The sequence below is a fragment of the Lentzea flava genome (assembly GCF_014648475.1).
GTDB lineage: Bacteria > Actinomycetota > Actinomycetes > Mycobacteriales > Pseudonocardiaceae > Lentzea > Lentzea flava.
On sequence record NZ_BMRE01000011.1, the window covers coordinates 154312 to 172003 of the forward strand.

Genomic DNA, 17692 nt, shown 5'->3' on the forward strand with positions numbered 1-17692 from the left:
TCCAGCCGAAGGGAACATGCTCACAGGCTCAGCAACTCGAAAGAGGTCGCCAGCACGCCGCCGAACCGCTGCCCCACGGCCTCCGCGACGCCCCGCAGGAAGCCCTCGGGATCTGCCATGTCGCCGCTCAGCGCAGCCAGATAGGCCTTATGCGCGCGCAGTGATGCCACCGAAGCGTCGAACGAGTCGGTGATGTCCACGGCGTGCGTTGCCAACGGTGACGACGCCGCCGCCACGTACCGAACGCCATTCCACGGCTCGAGTCCCAGGTCCTGGAACAACCATCGGTTGCCCGCGTCGCGCACGGCGTCCACGGCCGCGCGGCCGACCGCGACGTGGTCCGACTGGTTCCACGACCCGCCCGGCCAGGTCTCGCGGAAGTTGCTGACGATCACGCACTCGGGCCGGTGCCGCCGGATCGCCGCCGCGATGTCCCGGCGCAACGGCACGCCGTACTCGATGAGGCCGTCCGGGTGGTCGAGGAACTCGACGTCGGAAACCCCCACTGCCGCGCACGACGCGATCTGCTCCTCGACCCGCAACGGTCCGCACACCGACGGCTCCATCGTGTCGATGCCCGCTTCGCCACGGCACGCGAGCAGGTACGCGATGTTCTTGCCCTGGGCGGTCCAACGAGCGATGGCACCCGAACCGCCATACTCCATGTCATCGGGGTGAGCGACGACGACCAGCGCGTTCGACCAGTCCTCCGGCATCGCTTCCAGATCAGCCATGAAGGCAGCATACGACCGCGCCCCGAGTCCACTGTGGACTCGGGGCGCGGCGGTACCGGAACTAGAGCTGGGCGCTGATGACCGAGTTGTAGGGCGCGATGCGGCCGTACACGCCGGGGTAGCCGGCCGCGGCACAACCACGGCCCCACGACGTGTCACCGATGAGCTTGCCGCCGAACACCAGCGGACCACCGGAGTCGCCCTGGCAGGTGTCCACGCCGCCCTGCGGGAAGCCCGCGCACACCATCGAGGTGTTGCTGTACTGCGAGTACGCGGACTTGCAGGTCGCGTCCGAGGTCAGCGGCACGTTGGCCTTGAGCAGGTACCGCGACGCCGAGCCACCGGAGGACGTCGTGCCCCAGCCGAGGATCAGCGCGGAGTTGCCCGCGGCGTACAGCGCGGTGTCGGCCGGGGTGGCGAGCGGCAGGGTGGCCGAGTTGATGTTGCGGTCCAGCGTCAGCACGGCGACGTCGTAGCCGGCGGTCGCGGTGGTGTAGCTCGGGTGCACCCAGATCTTGGTCACGCTCGCGACCGTGCCCGCGGTGCTCTGCTTGTCGTCACGGCCGTGCACGACGCGCGTGCTGGCGGGCGTGCGGCCCTTCACGCAGTGCGCGGCGGTGACGACCTTGTTGGCCTTCACCAGCGTTCCACCGCAGAACTGCGAGCCGGAGGTCGACGCCAGGTAGACGACCCAGGGGTAGTCCGCGGTGCTGGCCCTCGTGCCACCGACGATCATCGGTGAGACGTCGGCGTTGGCGGCAGGGGCGACGAAGAAGATGCCCGCGAGAGCGGACACCACAACGGACACGATCAGGCGATGCAGGGTTTTCGCCATGTTGCCAGTCCTTCCCGATGACGCTGTGTGTGCAGGGAGTCGAGCGGCGGCACACACAGCGTCACGGGCATGGATTCAAACGCACAACCGCCACTAGTCGTTACGGGCGGTTTGACAGTTGACTAGATGATTTTGCGGGCCTGGAACGCCGCGGCGACCGTGGCGGCGTCCGCGTCACCGTAGAGCTTCCTGGCCGTGGCGACGGTCGCGTTCGCGGCGGCGGCGAAGTTGGTCGACGGCGAGTAGGAGAACTGCGCCTCCAGCACGATCTTCGCCGACTTCTCCCGGCCGAACGCCTTGTAGATGTCGAACAGGGCACGCGACCAGATCTCGCCGTCGTCGTGCACCTCGCCGGTCTTGTCGTCCGTCGTCTTGTTGGTGTCCGTACGGCGGATGCAGTGCGGCGTCGTGCTCGTGTACGAGGTCGAGTCCCAGTCCATGATGCACGCCAACGGAGTCGTGGTCGTGTCCTGCGAGTCGCGGGAGGACATGATCAACGCCCACCAGTCGCCGAAGCCTTCGCCGATCGCGCCGCCCTCCGCGGTCGAGCCGAAGCCCGGCACCTGGGCGTCCTGGATCGCGTGGCCGAGCTCGTGCCAGACCACCTCGACGTCCTCGGCGTCGTCGACACCACCGGTGCCGAACGTGATCTTGTCCTTGCTCGGGTCGTAGAACGAGTTGTCGGCCGTCAGGCCGATGGTCGTGATGTCCTGCGCCTCGTTGTTGATGTTCAGGAAACCGAGGCTCTGGATGTACTTCTGCGCCTCCGTGACGGCCCAGTAGGCGTTGACCTGCTCGAACCGGGTGTCGCTGCGGGTGTAGCTGAAGTTGTTCGTGGCGCTGTACGCGAGCTTCCTCTTCGTGCCGAGGATCTGCGCGTACTTGCCGACCAGGTAGCCGGAACCGTTCAGATCGGACAGCGTGACCGTCTTGTACGCGGCCGCGGGAACGGCCGAGTCGGCGTCGTTGTTGTCCTTGAGGCTCTCGTTCTGCTGCGACACGACGGGGTTCGGGCTGAACACCTTGCCGGTGCCCTCGGCGTGCTTGACAAGGCTTTCGTGCTGCACGACCGCGCCGGTCTCCGCGTGCACGAGCGTGCGCTCGGATCCCTTGCCGTTGTCGGAGATCACCTCGTAGACGAGACCGGTGCCGGGCAGCACCTTCAGGTTCGCCCCTTCTGGCACGCCGGCGGACTTGCTCTTGGCGTCCTCGGCGGTGACGGCGGGCGTGACGTCGACCGTACCGACCGCGATCCGGCCGTCGTCCACGGTCTTCACGCCGGTCGCCTTGTCGACGTGCTCGACGTAGTAGGCGCCCAGCACGGGCTTGCCGTCGTACGTCTGCTCGTACCAAGTGTGCGTCGCGAGCAGCGAGTCGCGGACGGCGAGCAGGCGCAGACCTTCCTTCGGCGCGGCGGCCTGGGCGCTGAACGTGATCAACGACAGGGCGACGCCGGCGGTGCAGGCTGCCGCGACGAGACGACGGGATCTCATGCCGGTCTCCAGTGCACTCGGGCCCGCAGGGTGGGCCGTGTGCCTGGCGACGCTAATTCGAGAAATCCTGAACGAAGACCCTACGAAAGGAGGAAATCCGTCAGTGGTCCCAGACTCCGGGAACAACAATTACGTCTGCTTCGACCGGATTGTCCAGCGTTGGCCCGGTTCCGAACGCGACGAACGCGACCGCCGCGCCACGCGCGGCCAGTTCGGAGGCGCCCTCGTAACGGACCTCGGTACCGGACCGCAACAGAGATGAGACCGCGTCGATCGCCTCGGGCGTGCCGACGACGAACGCCGCGCGCCTGATCTCCGCCTCCGCCCGCGGAGTGCGTTCCTCTGCCGCACCCGGACCGAGCCCGACCAACGCGAGTCTGCCGCGCGGCAGCACCCGTGCCGCGGCCACCGTCACGTTGTCCCGCTTGAACTTCTCCGCGGCCAGCTCGACCGGGGCGCCGTGCCCGAGGGTCTGCGCACCGCGCAACGCCGCCGCTTCCGCCACGCTCGCGGTGCCCATCGAGTTGCGCACCACCGAGCTCGGGTTCGGCACACCGATCTCGGCGAGCTCCTCGGTCGGGAACGTCAGCAGCTCCGCGGTGTCGCCGTGCCAGAAACCCCAGTCCTCCACGGCGTCCACGATGCCGGGCTCGTCCGCTTTGGCGTCCGCGGTCGCGAACGCCTTGATGGCGCGCAGATCCAGCCCGCCCTGCGCGTCCAGTTCGGCCAGCGCGGCGCCGACGCTGGTGGCCGACGCACCGCGCGTGGAGCCCACGCCGACGATCAGCGTGCGGGGCACGATCCGCAGCACGTTGTCCTTGGAACCGGCAGCGCGGTCGTCGATGACGATGATCCAGGTCGCGTCCTCGCCCGCCGCGACGACGTTGGGCGGCAGGGCGGGCAACGGGAAGCCCAACGGGTTGCGCAGCACGACCTTCTCGCCGGCCTCGATGGCCGCCGCACACGCCTCGACGTCGCCGTCGGCGGTGGCGTCGAGCTGCTCGACGAGCTCGTCGAGCACCGAGTCGATCGAAGGGCCGCCGGTGACTACGGGCGTGCGGTCGAGCGCGTCGGCGACGTGCACGGCGAGCGCGTCGGCGTCACCGGCCAGCGCCACGACGAAGTGCTTGTCGACGCAGACCACGGCGGGGTCGGATCGCTTGTCGCGCAACAGGGGCGCGATCAGGCGGACCGCGGAACCGGCGTCCAGGAAGAGGACCGCACCGCCGAGGCGGGGCCACAGCCGGTGCAGGGCCGGCTTGACCGGGCCGTCCGGGACCACCGCGTCGGCCCCCAGGAGGCCGGCGAGGTCGGCGGCGTCACCACGCTGTGCCGCGCCCGCGAACACACCGATCACTTCTTGGTTCCCCACAGCACAGTCACCGGCACGGCCGGAGCGAACCCCGTGTCGAGCAGGCGGGAGGCGGTCCAGTGCACGCCCTCCACCTCGTACCCGGCGGCCTGCAACGCGTCCCTGGCAGGCACGATCTCGTCCACGCTCTCGGTCGCGACGACCACCCGGCGGGCGTTCACGGCAGCGCACGCCTTCACCTCGGCCAACCGGCCGCGGCCCACGAACACCGCGTCCGGGCGCGGCAACGACGCCGTGTCCAGCTCGGCTTCCTCGACGCGCACGTCGACGCCGTGCGCCGACGCGTTCGCGATGATCCGCACGCACTGCACGGGATCCGGCTCCACCGCGAGCACCGCGGCACCCAGGCGTGCGCACTCGACGGCGACCGCGCCGGAGCCGGCCAGCACGTCCCACACCAGGACGCCCGGCCGCGGGGCCAGCCGCGCCAGCACGAACGCGCGGACCTCGGCGCCGAGGACGTGCGAGCGGCTCGCGAAGGAGTCGTCGGGCAGCGCCCAGCCGTCGTGCGAGGTGAGGAACTCGTTGTCCGCCAGGCACAACACCGCGTCCGGCGCCGTCCAGCGCCTGGTCACGGCGTCGCGCGGGTCCACAGTGGTCAGCTCGCCGGAGTCCGACACCGTCAGCGTGCGGCGCCAGCCCGCGAGACCGGCACCGATCTCGGCGGGGCCGATGCCGTCGGACAGCGTGACGAGCACGGCGGAACGGGCGCGGCAGACGTTCAGCGCGGGGCGCAGGCCGTCGGCCGCGTCGACGATCTCGACGGGGCGACCCGCTGCCTCCAGCAGCTTCTCCACTGTCATCAGCTAGTAGGCCTCTTGGGTTTGCGGGCGGCTGGCTTCTTCTTGGCGGGCGTGGCCGTGGAAGCGCGCACCGTCGTCGGCTTCTTCTTCTCGGCCGCGACGACCGTCAGCTTCGGCTTCGGCGCGGGCTCCTCGGCCGGCTTGCGCACCGACTGCTGTATTTCCTCGACCGCCGTCCACGCCGGGTTGGGCTCGGCCACCGGAGCAGGGGCCGATGCGGGGACCGGTTCGTCGGTGCGCGTCGCGATGCGCGTGGCGGCACGGCGCGACCAGCGGGTCGGGCGGGCGGCGCGGATCGGCTCGTCCACCGACGCCGTCGCGGAGGTCGAGACACGACGCGTGGGCGCCTTGACGGCGGCACCGACCAGGAACAGCGTCGGGCGGTACAGCTTGTGCTGCTTCACCACCGACTCCAGCTCGCCGACCGTCGTGTGCACGACCAGTTCGTCGGCCTGGCTCACCTTGTACGCGACGACGACCGGGGTCTGTTCCGAGTACCCGCCCGCGAGCAGCTTCTCGACGAACTGGCCGGTGCGCGCGCCCGAGACCGTGGCGGCCATCGTGGTCTGCAGCGCGGCGAACTCCGCGACCAGCTCGCTGCTCTCCGGCGAGATCAGCACGGTCGACGAGGCCTCGGTCAGCGTGAGCTCGCGGCCGATCTTGGCGGCCGCTGCGGCGACGACGGACACGCCCGGCACGACGTCGACCTCGAGACCGAGACGCACGCACAGGTCGTGCTGCTCCTGCACACCACCGCCGGTCGCGGCGTCACCCGCGTGCAGCCGGACGACCGTCTGCCGGGACGCGGCGGCACGGCGGTACAGGTCCGTGATCTCCTCCTGCGTGACGCGCGAGAAGTCGACCAGCTCGGCGTCGGCGCGGGCGTGCTCGCGGACGCACTCGGCGTCGATCGCGCTGGGAGCCCAGATGACGACGTCGGCTTCCGCGATGCGGCGCGCGCCTCGGAGAGTGATGAGGTCGGCGGCGCCCGGACCGGCGCCGACGAAAGAAACCCGACCGGTCGTCGTCACGACAGCTCCACAGGGGTTCAGGCGAAGGCTTAGGCGAAGACCGTACCGTCTGCCGCCCCCGCCACGAACGGGTGGCAGGCCCGCACGAACCGGGCTACGGCTTCCGGATCACCGGCGGGGTGCGTGTGGAGGTACGACGCGTGCACTCCCCCTGCCACGAAACCCTCGGCCACGGGCCGGGAGTCGACGCCGCGCCAGTGCCACGCCGGTGGTGTCGAGTGCGGTGTGGACAGCTGGGTCCGGTGGAACTCGTGGCCGGTCACGCGGCTGCCGGGCGGGTGCAGCGGGGAACCTGTGGACGCGACGGCGTCGCGGTAGCCCAAGGTCAGCTTCGGCGTCATGAACCCGTCGGCGTCGAGCACGCCGCACATCGGGTGCCCGTCGAGCGATCTCGCGAGGTAGAGCAGCCCGCCGCACTCGGCGTGGACCGGAGCACCCGATCGAGCGAACCGGGCCACCGCCTCGCGCAACTTGACGTTGCCGGACAGCGCTTCCGCGTGCTGCTCCGGGAATCCGCCGGGCAGCACGAGACCCGCGGTGTCCTTCGGAAGATTTTCATCATTCAGCGGATCGACGACGGCCACGGCCGCGCCCGCCGCCTTGAGCACCTCGACGTGTTCCGCGTAGCCGAACGTGAAAGCCGCGCCGCCCGCCACGGCGATCAACGGCTCGTCGGCCACCGGTTCGACCTGGGGTTCCCACGCCGCCACGGCCATCGACGGCACTGACGACGCGAGCGCGCGCACCGCGTCGAGATCGACGTGCTTGGCCACCGCGGCGGCGATCGCGTCGACCGCCGCGACGGCTTCCTGGCCGTGCTCCGCCGCCGTGACGAGCCCCAGATGCCGTGAGGGCAAGGAGAACTGCGGGTCGCGCGGCAGCACGCCGAGCACGTCGAGGCCGACCTCGTCGCACGCCGACCTGAGCACCTGCTCGTGCCGCTCGGAGCCGACCTGGTTGAGGATCACGCCGCCGAGCCGGACCGTCGGGTCGTAGCCGCGGAAGCCGTGCAGCAACGCCGCGAGCGACCGGCTCTGGCCCCTGGCGTCCACGACGAACAGCACCGGCGCGTTGATCAGCTTGGCGACGTGCGCGGTCGAGCCGACGCCCGCGGTGTCGACGCGGCCGTCGAACAGTCCCATGACACCTTCGACCACGGCGATGTCGCAGCCCTTGGCGCCGTGCGCGAACAGGCCGGGGATCCGGTGCTCGCCGACGAGGACCGGGTCGAGGTTGCGGCCCGGTCTGCCCGTCGCGAGCGAGTGGTAGCCGGGGTCGATGTAGTCGGGGCCGACCTTGAACGGCGCGACCCGTGACCCGGCGCGGCGCAAGGCGGCCATGAGGCCGGTCGCGACGGTGGTCTTGCCGCTGCCGGAGGCGGGGGCGGCGACGACCAGCCGGTTCACCACTCGATCCCCCGCTGGCCCTTCTGCCCGGCGTCCATCGGGTGCTTGACCTTGGTCATCTCCACCACCAGGTCGGCGGCGTCGATCAGCTGCTGCGGCGCGTACCGGCCGGTGATCACGACGTGCTGGTGGCCCGGGCGGTCGACCAGCGTCCGCACGACCTCGTCGACGTCGATCCAGCCCCAGTGCAACGGGTAGGTGAACTCGTCGAGCACGTAGAAGCCGTGACGTTCGGCCTGCAGGCGGCGGGCGATCTCCTCCCAGCCCTCCCTGGCGGCCGCGGCGTGGTCTTCCTCGGTGCCCTGCTTGCGCGACCAGGACCAGCCCTCGCCCATCTTGTGCCACTCGACGGCGCCGCCCTCGCCGGTCTCGTCGTGCAACCGGCCGAGCGCCTTGAACGCGGACTCCTCGCCGACCTTCCACTTGGCGGACTTCACGAACTGGAACACGCCGATGTCCCAGCCCTGGTTCCAGCCGCGCAACGCCATGCCGAACGCCGACGTCGACTTCCCCTTCATCTCACCGGTGTGCAGCATGAGCAACGGCCGGTTGCGGCGCTGGCGCGTCGTCAGGCCGTCCTTGGGCACCTCGGTGGGCTGTCCCTGTGGCACTGGGTTTTCTCCTTACGCGGCGCGGACGACGCCGGCGAGGTGGTCGGCGCTGAGGTGGTCGAGTCGGACGCAGGTGCCCTGCAACGCCTCGGCGATCTTCTGCGCGAGGCCGAGGCGGATGTGGCCCTGTTCGCAGTCGACGACCACGACGGCGGTCTGTTCGAGCAGGCTCGCGGCCTTGAGCGCGTCCTTCGTCGGGTCGCCGCCGAGTCCGGACGACGTGGCCCTGCCGTCGGTGAGCAGGACGACGAGCGGGCGCTTGCGCGGGTCGCGCAGCCGTTCGATCTCCAGGATCTTGTGCGCCTTGAGGATGCCGTCCGCGAGCGGAGTCCTGCCGCCGGTGCGCATCTTCTTGAGCCGGGTCGCGGCCGCGTCGACGGAAGTGGTTGGCGGCAAAGCGACTTCGGCCGTCTGGCCGCGGAACGTGACCACGCCGACCTTGTCCCTGCGCTGATAGGCGTCGCGCAGGAGCGACACGACAGCGCCGCTGACCGCCGACATCCGCTGGCGTGCGGCCATCGAGCCCGAGGCGTCGACGACGAACAGGATGAGGTTGGACTCCTTGCCTTCCCGCACGGCCTTGCGCAGGTCCTTCGCGGTCAGGAGGAGCCCGGGACCGCTGCGGCCGCGCGCCTGCTGGTGCGGTGCGGCGGTGGTGAGGGTGTCGACGAGGTGCAGGCCACTTCCATCCACTGTGGACGAACGGACGATCCTGCCGGTGCGGGCACGGGCCCTGGAACGCTTGCCGGGCGCGCCTTCGCCGACGCCGGGAACCTCCAGCAACCGCGCCTTGAACGCCGGTGCGGGTTCCGGAGCAGGGCGGTCGCCCGGCGCGTTGCCGTTGCCCGCCGGGCCTTCCTGCGGCTCGGGCAGCTCGCCACCGCCGGGACCGTCGTCGTCCGGGCCGTCTGGTTCGCCGGCGTGCTCGGCCGCCTGCCGCATGGCGTCCTCGAGCTGCTGCTCCTCGATGCCGGGCTCGTCGAACGGGTCGCGGCGGCGCCGGTGCGGCAGGGCGAGCCGGACCGCCGTCTCGACGTCGGTCTCCTCGACCTCGGTCGCCCCGCGCCAGGCCGCGTGGGCGGTGGCGGCACGGGCGACGACGAGGTCCGCGCGCATGCCGTCGACCTCGAAAGCCGCACAGACAGCGGCGATCCTGCGCAGCTCACTATCCGGAAGGGACACTCGGGGCAGCTTGGCGCGCGCGTCGGTGATCCGCTGCTTCAGCGCGGCGTCCTCGTCGGCCCACTTCGCGGCGAACGTCACCGGGTCGGCCTCGTAGGCGAGCCGGCGCCGGATCACCTCGGTGCGCACGCCGACGTCCCGCGCCGCCTTGACCGCGACCGTGAGCCCGAACCGGTCGAGCAGCTGCGGCCGCAGCTCGCCCTCCTCGGGGTTCATGGTGCCGACCAGCAGGAACTGCGACGGGTGCGACACCGAGACGCCTTCGCGTTCGACGTGCGCGCGTCCCATCGCGGCGGCGTCGAGCAGCAGGTCGACGAGGTGGTCGTGCAGCAGGTTGACCTCGTCGACGTAGAGCACGCCCCGGTGCGCGGCCGCGAGCAGACCGGGCTGGAACGCCCGGACGCCTTCGGTCAGCGCCTTCTCCAGGTCGAGCGACCCGACCAGCCGGTCCTCGGTGGCACCGACGGGCAGCTCGACGAGCCGTGCGGGCCTGCGCTCGCTGCCGTCGTGCGGCGCGTCGGGGCAGTCGGTGGTGCCGGGCGCGCAGCCGAAGCGGCAGTGCTTCGAGACGTCCAGCTCAGGCAGGAGTGCGGCCAGGGCACGCACGATCGTCGACTTCGCGGTCCCCTTCTCGCCGCGCACGAGAACACCGCCGATGCCGGGGTGCACGGCGTTCAGCAGCAGGGCCAGGCGGAGGTCGTCATGTCCGACGACAGCCGAAAAGGGGAACATGCTCCAGGGAGTCCTTCCTCGGGTGTCCACGCCCGTGTCCGGTCGAGTAAGAGGGGGACGAGTTCCTGACTCCCGGATTCGGTCCGGTCACAGTCGCGGGCACGGCGCCGGATTCGCACCGGCTTCCTCGCGCTCCCCTCACAGCCCCGGCATCGTCGCATTTCGCACCTGCCGGTCCAACAGCCAGGTGAGTTACGTCGCGTCACGAATGCGGTATAGTCAGCAGTGCGCAGTCGCACTAGCGCTGCGAAGTGGACCCGGCAGCCTTCCGGACGGTGGGTGGGCCGGGTTTCGCGCATTCAGACGACCTTCACCGTCGTGACCAGAGGCTGAACGCGTTTCTTCCACTGGCCGCCCCGATGCCAACACCAGGCGATCGCGTCCGGCAACGCGAGCAAGGGTTCCTCGTGGGCGCGATGGTGCCGGTAGACGAGGTCGTCCTGGCAGCCGAGTTCGCGGACGCACCGGTAGAGCAGCTTCTTGTCCGCTTCCAGGATCGAGTCGTCCTGCTCGAGAACGAGCATCGACGCATCGGATTCCGCCAGGTCGGCGACCAGCTGAACGAGGCACGCATCGCGCTGTCGTCGGCGAGCATGCGCTGACCCGTCGTAGATCACGACTTCCGGCGCGAGCTCGACGACGGCGTCGAGAATCTGCTTCCGCCGCTGATCCGACTCCTTGTGGAAGTGGATGCGCCGCTGGTTGCCCATGATCAGTCCACGCATCGTGCGACGGGCAGCCACCAGATCACCTGACAAAACCACGGCTGCTGTGACCAGGTACCCCTTCTCCTTGGTCTCGTCGACGAACACGTGGGCGGTCATGCCCGGCCTGCCTCCTGGTCACACATCGCGGAGACCTGATCGTGACAGAAGGCATCGAGACACGATCGGGCGATGCGCCGGCTACAGCAGGCTCTGGAACTCCTCCCAAGCCTCGCGAACCTCGTCCGCCGTCCACTCCAGCGCGGGCCCCGCCACCGTGATCTCCGTCTTCGCGAGCTGCCCGTCCCGCCAGAACCCGCCCAGGAACTTCCCGCTCACCTCGGTCAGCCGAGCCGGATCACCGGGCAGGTGCAACGCGAACTGGTGGGTGTGCGGCTCGGGCAACCCCATCGCGCCGGCCACGACCTTCGCGTGCTCCACGTACGCGCCCAGCCGCGGTAACACGGTGTCCAGCCCGTGCAACGCCGACAGCGCCGCCGGCCACTGCTGGAACAGCATGCCGCCGTACCGGTGCCGCCACACGCGGGCCTGGTCGACGAAGTCCTGGGTGCCGGCGAGCGCCGCGCCGGAGATGCCCTCCAGCGACTTGTAGAACGACACGTACACCGAGTCGAAGAGCCCTGCGATCTCCTCCAGCGGCTTGCCCAGGCCGAACGTGCTCTCCCACAGCCGGGCGCCGTCCAGATGCACCACCGCGTCGCGTTCGCGGGCCAGGTCGACGATCGAGGTCAGCTCGTCCCAGGTCGGCAGAACGAATCCGGCCTCGCGGTCCGGCACCTCCACCAGCAGCGTGCCGAACGGCTCCGGGCAGGTGCCCACCTCCGAGTTGCGGACCTTGATCGGGCGCAGGCCCGACAGGACCGTCAGGGCGTCGTCCTCGTGGTTGAGCGGGTGCGCCAGGGGGTGCATCGCCACGATCGGGTTGTGGGTGCGGTCGGCCCAGCACCTCAGGGCGATCTGTTGCGCCATGGTTCCGGTCGGCACGAACAGCGCCGCCTCGGTGCCCAGGAGCTGCGCCACCCGTGACTCCAGTGCGCTCACCGGGCCGCCCTCGCCGTAGCGGTCCGGGTCGACGTCCGGCACCGGGCCGAGCATCTCCAGCAGCGACTTCTTCCGGACTCCCGAGAGCTGGCGGTTCATCACCCCGGCATCAAACCCCAGCCGCCAGCGTGTCCGCGAGTGAGATAACGCCCGCGCGGATCTCGTCGGCGGTCATGCCCTGGTCGAGCAGGAACGCGATCTGTTCGCCGCGCAGCACGGCCAGCAGCGCGTGGGCGTTGAAGGTCGAGCCGACCAACCGCGCCAGGCGGTCGACGGTGAGCTGGAAGTTGGCCTCGCAGCTGCGCGCCGAGGTCCGTTCGACGGCGATGACCAGCGGCAACGACGCCAGCACGTGGTCGAACAGCTGGCCGGCGAACTCCCCTGCGGTGCGGACGTCCAGCGAGGCGACCTGGTGCCACGACGCCGCTGTCGAGTCCACGACGGCCTGGATCAGGCCCGCCTTGTCGCCGAACCTGCGGAACACCGTGCCCTTCCCGACGCCGGCCGCGGCGGCCACGTCGTCGATCGAGACGGCGTCGATGCCGCGTTCGCGGATCAGCTCGGTGGCCGCCGCCAGGAGCGCGGCTCGGTTGCGGGCGGCGTCGGCGCGTTCCACGGGCACTCCCTTGACACAAGCGGACCGATGGTCCGTATAGTAGCAACCGGACCGACGGTCCGCTTATTGGGGAGGAAGACGATGAAGGCAGTGCGGTTCCACGAGTTCGGCGGGCCCGAGGTGCTCCGGGTCGAGGAGGTGCCGGATCCGGTCGGCGACACGCTCGTCGACGTCACCGCGATCGGGCTCAACTACGGCGAGACGGTCATCCGGCGCGGCAAGGGGCGCGAGCTGTTCCCCTGGTATCCGGGGCCGAGCCTGCCCGCGGTGCTGGGGTCGGAGGTCGTGGGCGTCACGCAGGACGGGCGGCGGGTCATGGGCGTGCCGCGCGACGGTGCCTACGCCACGAAAGCCGTCATCGAGAACCCGATCGACGTGCCCGACGACGTCAGCGACCACGAGGCGCTCGCGCTGTTGCTGCAGGGCACCACGGCCGTCGCCGCGACCAAGGCCGTGCGCATCCAGCCCGGTGATCGCGTGCTGGTCGAGGCGGCGTCCGGCGGTGTCGGGAGTCTGCTCGTGCAGCTCGCGCAACGAGCGGGAGCGACGGTGCTGCAGGCGTCCAGCAAGGGCGGCATCGGCTACGACTGGGACGGCCTGGAGCCGGTGGACGTGGTGTTCGAGTCGATCGGCGGCGCGGTCGGAAGGCGGGCGTTCGAGCTGCTCAAGGACGGTGTCGGACGGATGGTCGTGTTCGGGTACGCCAGCGGTGAGCCGTTGGACGTCACGGCGAGCGACATCTTCCGCAAGGGCGTGGCGGTCATGGGACTGCCGCAGAACACCACGCCCGAGGAGGTGCTCGGGATGGGACTGAAGCCGGTGCTCGGCGACGTCTACCGGCTCGACGAGATCGCCGAGGCGCACCGAGCACTCGAAGCCCGCACCACGAAGGGCAAGCTCATCGCTCGACCATGACGGACTTCGGCGCGCGGAACGACAGCAGCTGAAGCCACTCCGTGGAGCCCACCAGCCGCAACGACGGCTCGTGCGCGGCCACGGTGCGCAGCACCACCGCCGCCTCCAGCCGCGCCAGCCCGGCGCCGAGGCAGAAGTGGCGGCCGTAGCCGAAAGCCAGGTGCCGCGGGTCGCTTTCCTTGCCGCTCAACAACAACACGAGCTCGGCACCGGCAGGAACGCGCACCCCGGACAGCACCACCTCACGAGCGGTGAGCCGGCGCCACGTCACCACGGGCGTGTCGGTCCGCAGCACGTCCTCCACGAACGACTCGGCGACACCGGGCTCTGGCAGCCGCGCCCACAGCTCACGGTCCTGCAACGCCCGGCGCAACGCCGTGGAGAGCAGCTGGGTCGTCGTCTCCTGACCCGCGATCAGCAGGAAGTAGCACAGGCCCGCGGCGTCCTCCGCGGACACACCGGCGTCGGCGAGCGCGCAGAACAGCTCGCCGTCGCGCGCGTGGTAGCGCTTGGTCAGCCACTGGTGGAAGTCGCCGACGTCGTCGACCAGCTCCAGCTGTCGTTCGCGGGAGATGTTCCCCCAGAAGAACTCCAGCGAGCCGGTGCTCCAGCGCTTCAACGTCGGGATGTCGACGTTCTCCAGGCCGAGCAGCTCCATCAGCACGATCGCCGGCAGGTCCCAGGCGAGCGAGCGCACGAGATCTGAGCCACCCAACCGTTCCAAAACGAGGGCACGGATGCGAGGCTCCGCAGCGGCGACGCGGGCGGGTGTGAAGAACGACGCGACCAGCCGGCGCAGGCTCGCGTGCGACGCGGATCCGTTGTTCGCGAGAGTCGGCGGCAGGGAGAACCTGGCCCTCACCAGGGCGCGCAGTGCCGCGGGTGCCACCGGGGTCACGGCGGTCAGTGCATTGTCGGGCAGATACGTGACCGGATCTGCCAGCACCGCGCGCACGTCGTCGTAGTCCGACACCACCCAGCGGCCGTCGCAGAACTGCACCGGCGAGGTGAGTTCGGCACGCGTGAAGGTGAACAGGTCCACGGACGGCACGCTAGTCGGCGGATGGGAGACTCAGGCGGTGACCGTGAGCACAACTGAGGCGATTTCCAGTGGTGGCGAGTCGACGTTCGACTGGATCGACGTCCGCTCCGAAGCACGCGCCAAGGCCGGTCTGACCCGGCGGGTGCGGCCGCGCCAGGCCGACTCGACGGACCTCGACCTCGCCAGCAACGACTACCTGGGCCTCGCCAAGGACAAGCGGGTCGCGGGTGCCGCGGCCGCCGCCACGCTCAAGTGGGGTGCGGGCTCGACGGGCTCGCGCCTGGTCACGGGGTCGACGGAGTTGCACGCCGAGCTGGAGTACGAGCTCGCGAACTTCTGCGGCGCGCAGTCGGCGCTGGTGTTCAGCAGCGGGTACGCGGCGAACCTCGGCGCGGTCACGGCGCTCACCGGGCCCGGCACGGCGATCGTCGCCGACCAGCACATCCACGCCTCGCTCATCGACGGCACGCGGCTGTCCAAAGCGGACGTCGTCGTCGCCGACCACTGCAACGTCGGCAAGGTCCGGCACGCGCTCGAGACCCGCGGCAAGCGGCGCGCGATCGTCGTCACGGACTCGGTCTTCAGCGTCGACGGCGACATCGCCCCGCTGGGCGAACTGCACGAGGCCTGCCGCGCGACCGGCGCCGCGCTCGTGGTCGACGACGCGCACGGCCTCGGCGTGGTCGGTCCCGGCGGCCGGGGTGCGGTCGCCGAGGCCGGCATCATCAAGGCACCGGACGTGATCACGACGCTGACGCTGAGCAAGTCCCTCGGTGCGCAGGGCGGCGCGGTCCTCGGCCCGAGCCGGGTGATCAAGCACCTGATCGACACCGCGCGCACGTTCATCTTCGACACCGGACTCGCGCCGAGCAGCGCGGCGGCGGCGCTGGCCGCCATCAAGATCCTGCGTGAGGAGCCCGACCGTCCCGAGCGGGCGCTGACCGTGGCGCACGAGCTGAGCAACCGGCTGAAGGAAGCCGGGTTCCAGGTCAGCACGCCCACGGCCGCCGTCGTGAGCGTGCGCGCACCGGGCCCGGAGCAGGCGTTCCGGTGGGCCGAGAGCTGCCGCACCAACGGCGTGATCGTCGGCTGCTTCCGGCCGCCGTCGGTGCCCGACCAGATCAGCAGGCTGCGGCTCACCGCGCGCGCCGATCTGACCGAGGCCGACATCGAGCGCGCGGTGCGCGTGATCAGGGAGTGCGCCGCATCCGCAGGTGTGGAATCCCGTCCTCGATGAACTCCGCCCCTTCGGCCACGAAGCCGAACGACGCGTAGAAGTCCGCCACGTACGTCTGCGCGTCGAGCACGCACGGCGTGTTGCCGACGTCGACCAGCGCGGCCTGCATGAGCCTGCGGCTGAACCCGCGGCCGCGGGCCATGCGCGCGGTGACGACGCGTCCGATGCGGAACGTGCCGTCGGGCTCCTCGAGCAGCCGCAGGTACGCGAGCGGGTCGTGTGATCCGTCGGCTTCCAGCCAGAAGTGCCGGGTGCCCTGTTCGAGGTCGCGGCCGTCGACGTCGCAGTACACGGAGTTCTGCTCCACTACGAACACGTCCTGCCGCAGCCGCAGGATCGCGTAGAGCTGGGCGGGGCTCAGGTCGAGCCCCCACTGCCGCCGCAGGGTGGCGGGAAACGGTGTGGTTCGCACCGGACCTTGGATATCAGAAGCCCAGCATCGACCGGTAGTGAGCGAGACGGGTGTAGACACCAGGTTCATCTGCCCGTGCGCACCCGCGTCCGAACGACACGACGCCCGCGAGCCTGCCGCGCACGACCAGCGGTCCGCCCGAGTCGCCCGTGCACGCGTCACGTCCGCCGCGGCCTGCGCACAGCATCGCGCCCGGCCGGTAGTCCGGTTCCTTCAGCAGGCACTCGGAGTCGGACAGGATCGGCACCGTCACTTTGCGCAGCGTCATCGCGGGCGGGCTGGTCTCGGACGTGCGACCCCAGCCGAGCACCACGCCGTCGTCGCCGGCCTCGCCGAGCGCGATGGTCCGGTACGGCAGCGGACGGGCCAGCGTTAGCACCGCCACATCGTCGCCCCGGCTGACGTCGCGGAAGTCGGGGTGCCGCCACACGTCGGCGACGGCGGCCTCGACGCCCTCGCCGGAGTTGCGCAGGTCGGTGCGGCCTGCGACCACGCGGATCTGCTCGGCAGGGCGCTGGTTCTTGCCGAGCACGCCTTTCAGCGTCGCGCAGTGCGCGGCCGTCATGACCTTGTCCGGAGCGACGAGCGCGCCACCGCAGAACAGCTGGCCGTCGGTGGTGGTGATCGCCACAACCCACGGGGTGTCGGCCACCCGCGCGGGTGTCCCCCCGACGATCGCATCGGCCGTCGACGCACCGCTGACCAGCGCGATCACCGCCGCGACCACGGCGAACCGCTTACCCCTCACGGACCACTCCTCGTTGCGCCAGGTGGACTATCGGTCACCAACGGTAGCGATGGCGCTAGGACGGCGTCAAAACCGGAGATTCTCGTGTTAGTGTCGCATTCGGCCGGAGATTTTGCGGCCAGTGGCACAGATCACGGGGGTATGTACGGTGTTGTTCGACTTCGGTCAGATTCCGGCCTTTCTCATCGCGTGCGCGGTCGTCATCGTGACCCCCGGTGTTGACGCGTTCCTGTTGCTGCGCACGTCATTGCGGTCCGGCACCCGCTCCGGACTGCTCGCGCTGGCCGGCATCCACTCGGCGGCGGCGGTCCAGGTCGCGCTCGTGATCTCGGGGCTCGGCGTGGTGCTCGCGCAGTACCCGGTGGTGCTCACCGCGTTGCGCTGGATCGGTGCCGCCTACCTGCTCTACCTCGCGGTTTCCATCGCACGAGGGTTGCTGCGGCGCTCCGGTGACGAGCCGGAGGAGGTCATCAGCTCCCGGCCGTTCCGCCAGGGCTTCCTGACCAACATCACGAACCCGAAGATGATCCTGTTCTCGCTGGCGTTCCTGCCGCAGTTCATCGGATCGGGTGAACCGGCACCACAGCTCGCGATGCTGGCGGTGCTGTTCCTCGCGCTCGCGGCGGTCTGGGAGCTGATGATCGTGCTGGCCGCCTCGCGCGTGGCCGGACGGCTCAAGCGACCTGGTGTGACGACCGCGCTGGACGCCGTGTGCGCGGCCGTCTTCCTCACCATGTCCGTGGGCCTCGTCGTCTGA

At 70.4% G+C, this 17692-nt stretch carries 18 protein-coding genes and 1 riboswitch; of the genes, 3 read left to right on the forward strand and 15 right to left on the reverse strand.

Features of this window, described 5'->3' with window-relative positions; genetic code table 11:
- Positions 1–20: 20 nt before the first annotated feature.
- The 12 genes from IEZ09_RS16110 to IEZ09_RS16165 form a co-directional block, all read right to left on the reverse strand.
- Complete coding sequence (locus tag IEZ09_RS16110) at positions 21–734, reverse strand: PIG-L deacetylase family protein (protein WP_189254496.1); 714 nt, start codon at positions 732–734, stop codon at positions 21–23.
- 61 nt (positions 735–795) lie between these two features.
- A complete protein-coding gene (locus tag IEZ09_RS16115; RefSeq protein WP_189254497.1) occupies positions 796–1569 on the reverse strand; it encodes a S1 family peptidase in 774 nt (257 codons plus the stop codon).
- A 122-nt stretch (positions 1570–1691) separates the two neighbouring features.
- Positions 1692–3062 (reverse strand): M36 family metallopeptidase, encoded by a 1371-nt coding sequence (locus tag IEZ09_RS16120; RefSeq protein WP_189254498.1) that lies wholly within the window; start codon positions 3060–3062, stop codon positions 1692–1694.
- Between the two features lie 100 nt (positions 3063–3162).
- Positions 3163–4434, reverse strand: a complete 1272-nt coding sequence (locus IEZ09_RS16125; protein ID WP_229812597.1) for a cobalamin biosynthesis protein — start codon at positions 4432–4434, stop codon at positions 3163–3165.
- Positions 4416–5237, reverse strand: a complete 822-nt coding sequence (locus IEZ09_RS16130) for a hypothetical protein (RefSeq protein ID WP_189254499.1) — start codon at positions 5235–5237, stop codon at positions 4416–4418. The genes IEZ09_RS16125 and IEZ09_RS16130 overlap by 19 nt, the downstream gene beginning before the upstream one ends.
- A complete protein-coding gene (locus tag IEZ09_RS16135; protein ID WP_189254500.1) occupies positions 5237–6268 on the reverse strand; it encodes a cobalt-precorrin-4/precorrin-4 C(11)-methyltransferase in 1032 nt (343 codons plus the stop codon). Before IEZ09_RS16135 ends, IEZ09_RS16130 begins: the two co-directional genes overlap by 1 nt.
- A 29-nt stretch (positions 6269–6297) precedes the next feature.
- Positions 6298–7674 carry a cobyrinic acid a,c-diamide synthase CobB gene (locus IEZ09_RS16140; protein ID WP_189254501.1) on the reverse strand — a complete coding sequence of 459 codons (1377 nt, stop codon included), beginning with the start codon at positions 7672–7674 and terminating at the stop codon, positions 6298–6300.
- Positions 7671–8285, reverse strand: a complete 615-nt coding sequence (gene cobO / locus IEZ09_RS16145; RefSeq protein ID WP_189254502.1) for a cob(I)yrinic acid a,c-diamide adenosyltransferase — start codon at positions 8283–8285, stop codon at positions 7671–7673. The genes IEZ09_RS16140 and cobO overlap by 4 nt, the downstream gene beginning before the upstream one ends.
- A 12-nt stretch (positions 8286–8297) precedes the next feature.
- Positions 8298–10199: a putative cobaltochelatase gene (locus IEZ09_RS16150; protein WP_189254503.1), complete on the reverse strand. Its 1902-nt coding sequence runs from the start codon at positions 10197–10199 to the stop codon at positions 8298–8300.
- A gap of 39 nt (positions 10200–10238) precedes the next feature.
- A riboswitch (cobalamin riboswitch) is annotated at positions 10239–10371 on the reverse strand.
- A gap of 127 nt (positions 10372–10498) precedes the next feature.
- On the reverse strand, positions 10499–11023 hold the full coding sequence (locus tag IEZ09_RS16155) for a hypothetical protein (RefSeq protein ID WP_189254504.1): 525 nt from the start codon (positions 11021–11023) through the stop codon (positions 10499–10501).
- An 81-nt stretch (positions 11024–11104) separates the two neighbouring features.
- A complete protein-coding gene (locus tag IEZ09_RS16160; RefSeq protein ID WP_189254505.1) occupies positions 11105–12064 on the reverse strand; it encodes a threonine aldolase family protein in 960 nt (319 codons plus the stop codon).
- Positions 12065–12074: 10 nt separating this feature from the next.
- Entirely contained in the window at positions 12075–12587 is a 513-nt protein-coding gene (locus tag IEZ09_RS16165) for a TetR/AcrR family transcriptional regulator (RefSeq protein WP_189254506.1), read from the reverse strand.
- Positions 12588–12662: 75 nt separating this feature from the next.
- On the opposite strand from IEZ09_RS16165, the gene IEZ09_RS16170 reads away from it, so the two are divergent.
- Positions 12663–13496 (forward strand): quinone oxidoreductase family protein, encoded by an 834-nt coding sequence (locus IEZ09_RS16170; protein WP_189254507.1) that lies wholly within the window; start codon positions 12663–12665, stop codon positions 13494–13496.
- Here IEZ09_RS16170 and IEZ09_RS16175 read toward each other — a convergent pair.
- Positions 13480–14538, reverse strand: coding sequence for a cytochrome P450 family protein (locus IEZ09_RS16175; protein WP_229812599.1), 1059 nt, complete (start codon positions 14536–14538; stop codon positions 13480–13482). The genes IEZ09_RS16170 and IEZ09_RS16175 overlap by 17 nt on opposite strands.
- A gap of 43 nt (positions 14539–14581) precedes the next feature.
- Here IEZ09_RS16175 and IEZ09_RS16180 point away from each other — a divergent pair, with 43 nt between their 5' ends.
- Positions 14582–15775 (forward strand): 8-amino-7-oxononanoate synthase, encoded by a 1194-nt coding sequence (locus IEZ09_RS16180; protein ID WP_229812600.1) that lies wholly within the window; start codon positions 14582–14584, stop codon positions 15773–15775.
- On the opposite strand, the gene IEZ09_RS16185 is transcribed toward IEZ09_RS16180, so the two are convergent.
- Positions 15729–16187 (reverse strand): GNAT family N-acetyltransferase, encoded by a 459-nt coding sequence (locus IEZ09_RS16185; protein ID WP_229812601.1) that lies wholly within the window; start codon positions 16185–16187, stop codon positions 15729–15731. The two genes, IEZ09_RS16180 and IEZ09_RS16185, sit on opposite strands and share 47 nt — an antisense overlap.
- Before the next feature lie 13 nt (positions 16188–16200).
- Positions 16201–16935 carry a serine protease gene (locus IEZ09_RS16190; RefSeq protein ID WP_189254509.1) on the reverse strand — a complete coding sequence of 245 codons (735 nt, stop codon included), beginning with the start codon at positions 16933–16935 and terminating at the stop codon, positions 16201–16203.
- Between the two features lie 148 nt (positions 16936–17083).
- On the opposite strand from IEZ09_RS16190, the gene IEZ09_RS16195 reads away from it, so the two are divergent.
- Complete coding sequence (locus tag IEZ09_RS16195) at positions 17084–17692, forward strand: LysE family translocator (RefSeq protein ID WP_189254510.1); 609 nt, start codon at positions 17084–17086, stop codon at positions 17690–17692.

Excerpts from the sequence above, each read along its gene's own strand:
- IEZ09_RS16115 (WP_189254497.1), bottom strand. The coding sequence starts at position 1,569 with ATGGCGAAAACCCTGCATCGCCTGATCGTGTCCGTTGTGGTGTCCGCT.
- IEZ09_RS16130 (WP_189254499.1), bottom strand. The coding sequence starts at position 5,237 with ATGACAGTGGAGAAGCTGCTGGAGGCAGCGGGTCGCCCCGTCGAGATC.
- IEZ09_RS16155 (WP_189254504.1), bottom strand. The coding sequence starts at position 11,023 with ATGACCGCCCACGTGTTCGTCGACGAGACCAAGGAGAAGGGGTACCTG.
- IEZ09_RS16150 (WP_189254503.1), bottom strand. The coding sequence starts at position 10,199 with ATGTTCCCCTTTTCGGCTGTCGTCGGACATGACGACCTCCGCCTGGCC.
- IEZ09_RS16160 (WP_189254505.1), bottom strand. The coding sequence starts at position 12,064 with ATGAACCGCCAGCTCTCGGGAGTCCGGAAGAAGTCGCTGCTGGAGATG.
- IEZ09_RS16110 (WP_189254496.1), bottom strand. The coding sequence starts at position 734 with ATGGCTGATCTGGAAGCGATGCCGGAGGACTGGTCGAACGCGCTGGTC.
- IEZ09_RS16170 (WP_189254507.1), top strand. The coding sequence starts at position 12,663 with ATGAAGGCAGTGCGGTTCCACGAGTTCGGCGGGCCCGAGGTGCTCCGG.
- IEZ09_RS16120 (WP_189254498.1), bottom strand. The coding sequence starts at position 3,062 with ATGAGATCCCGTCGTCTCGTCGCGGCAGCCTGCACCGCCGGCGTCGCC.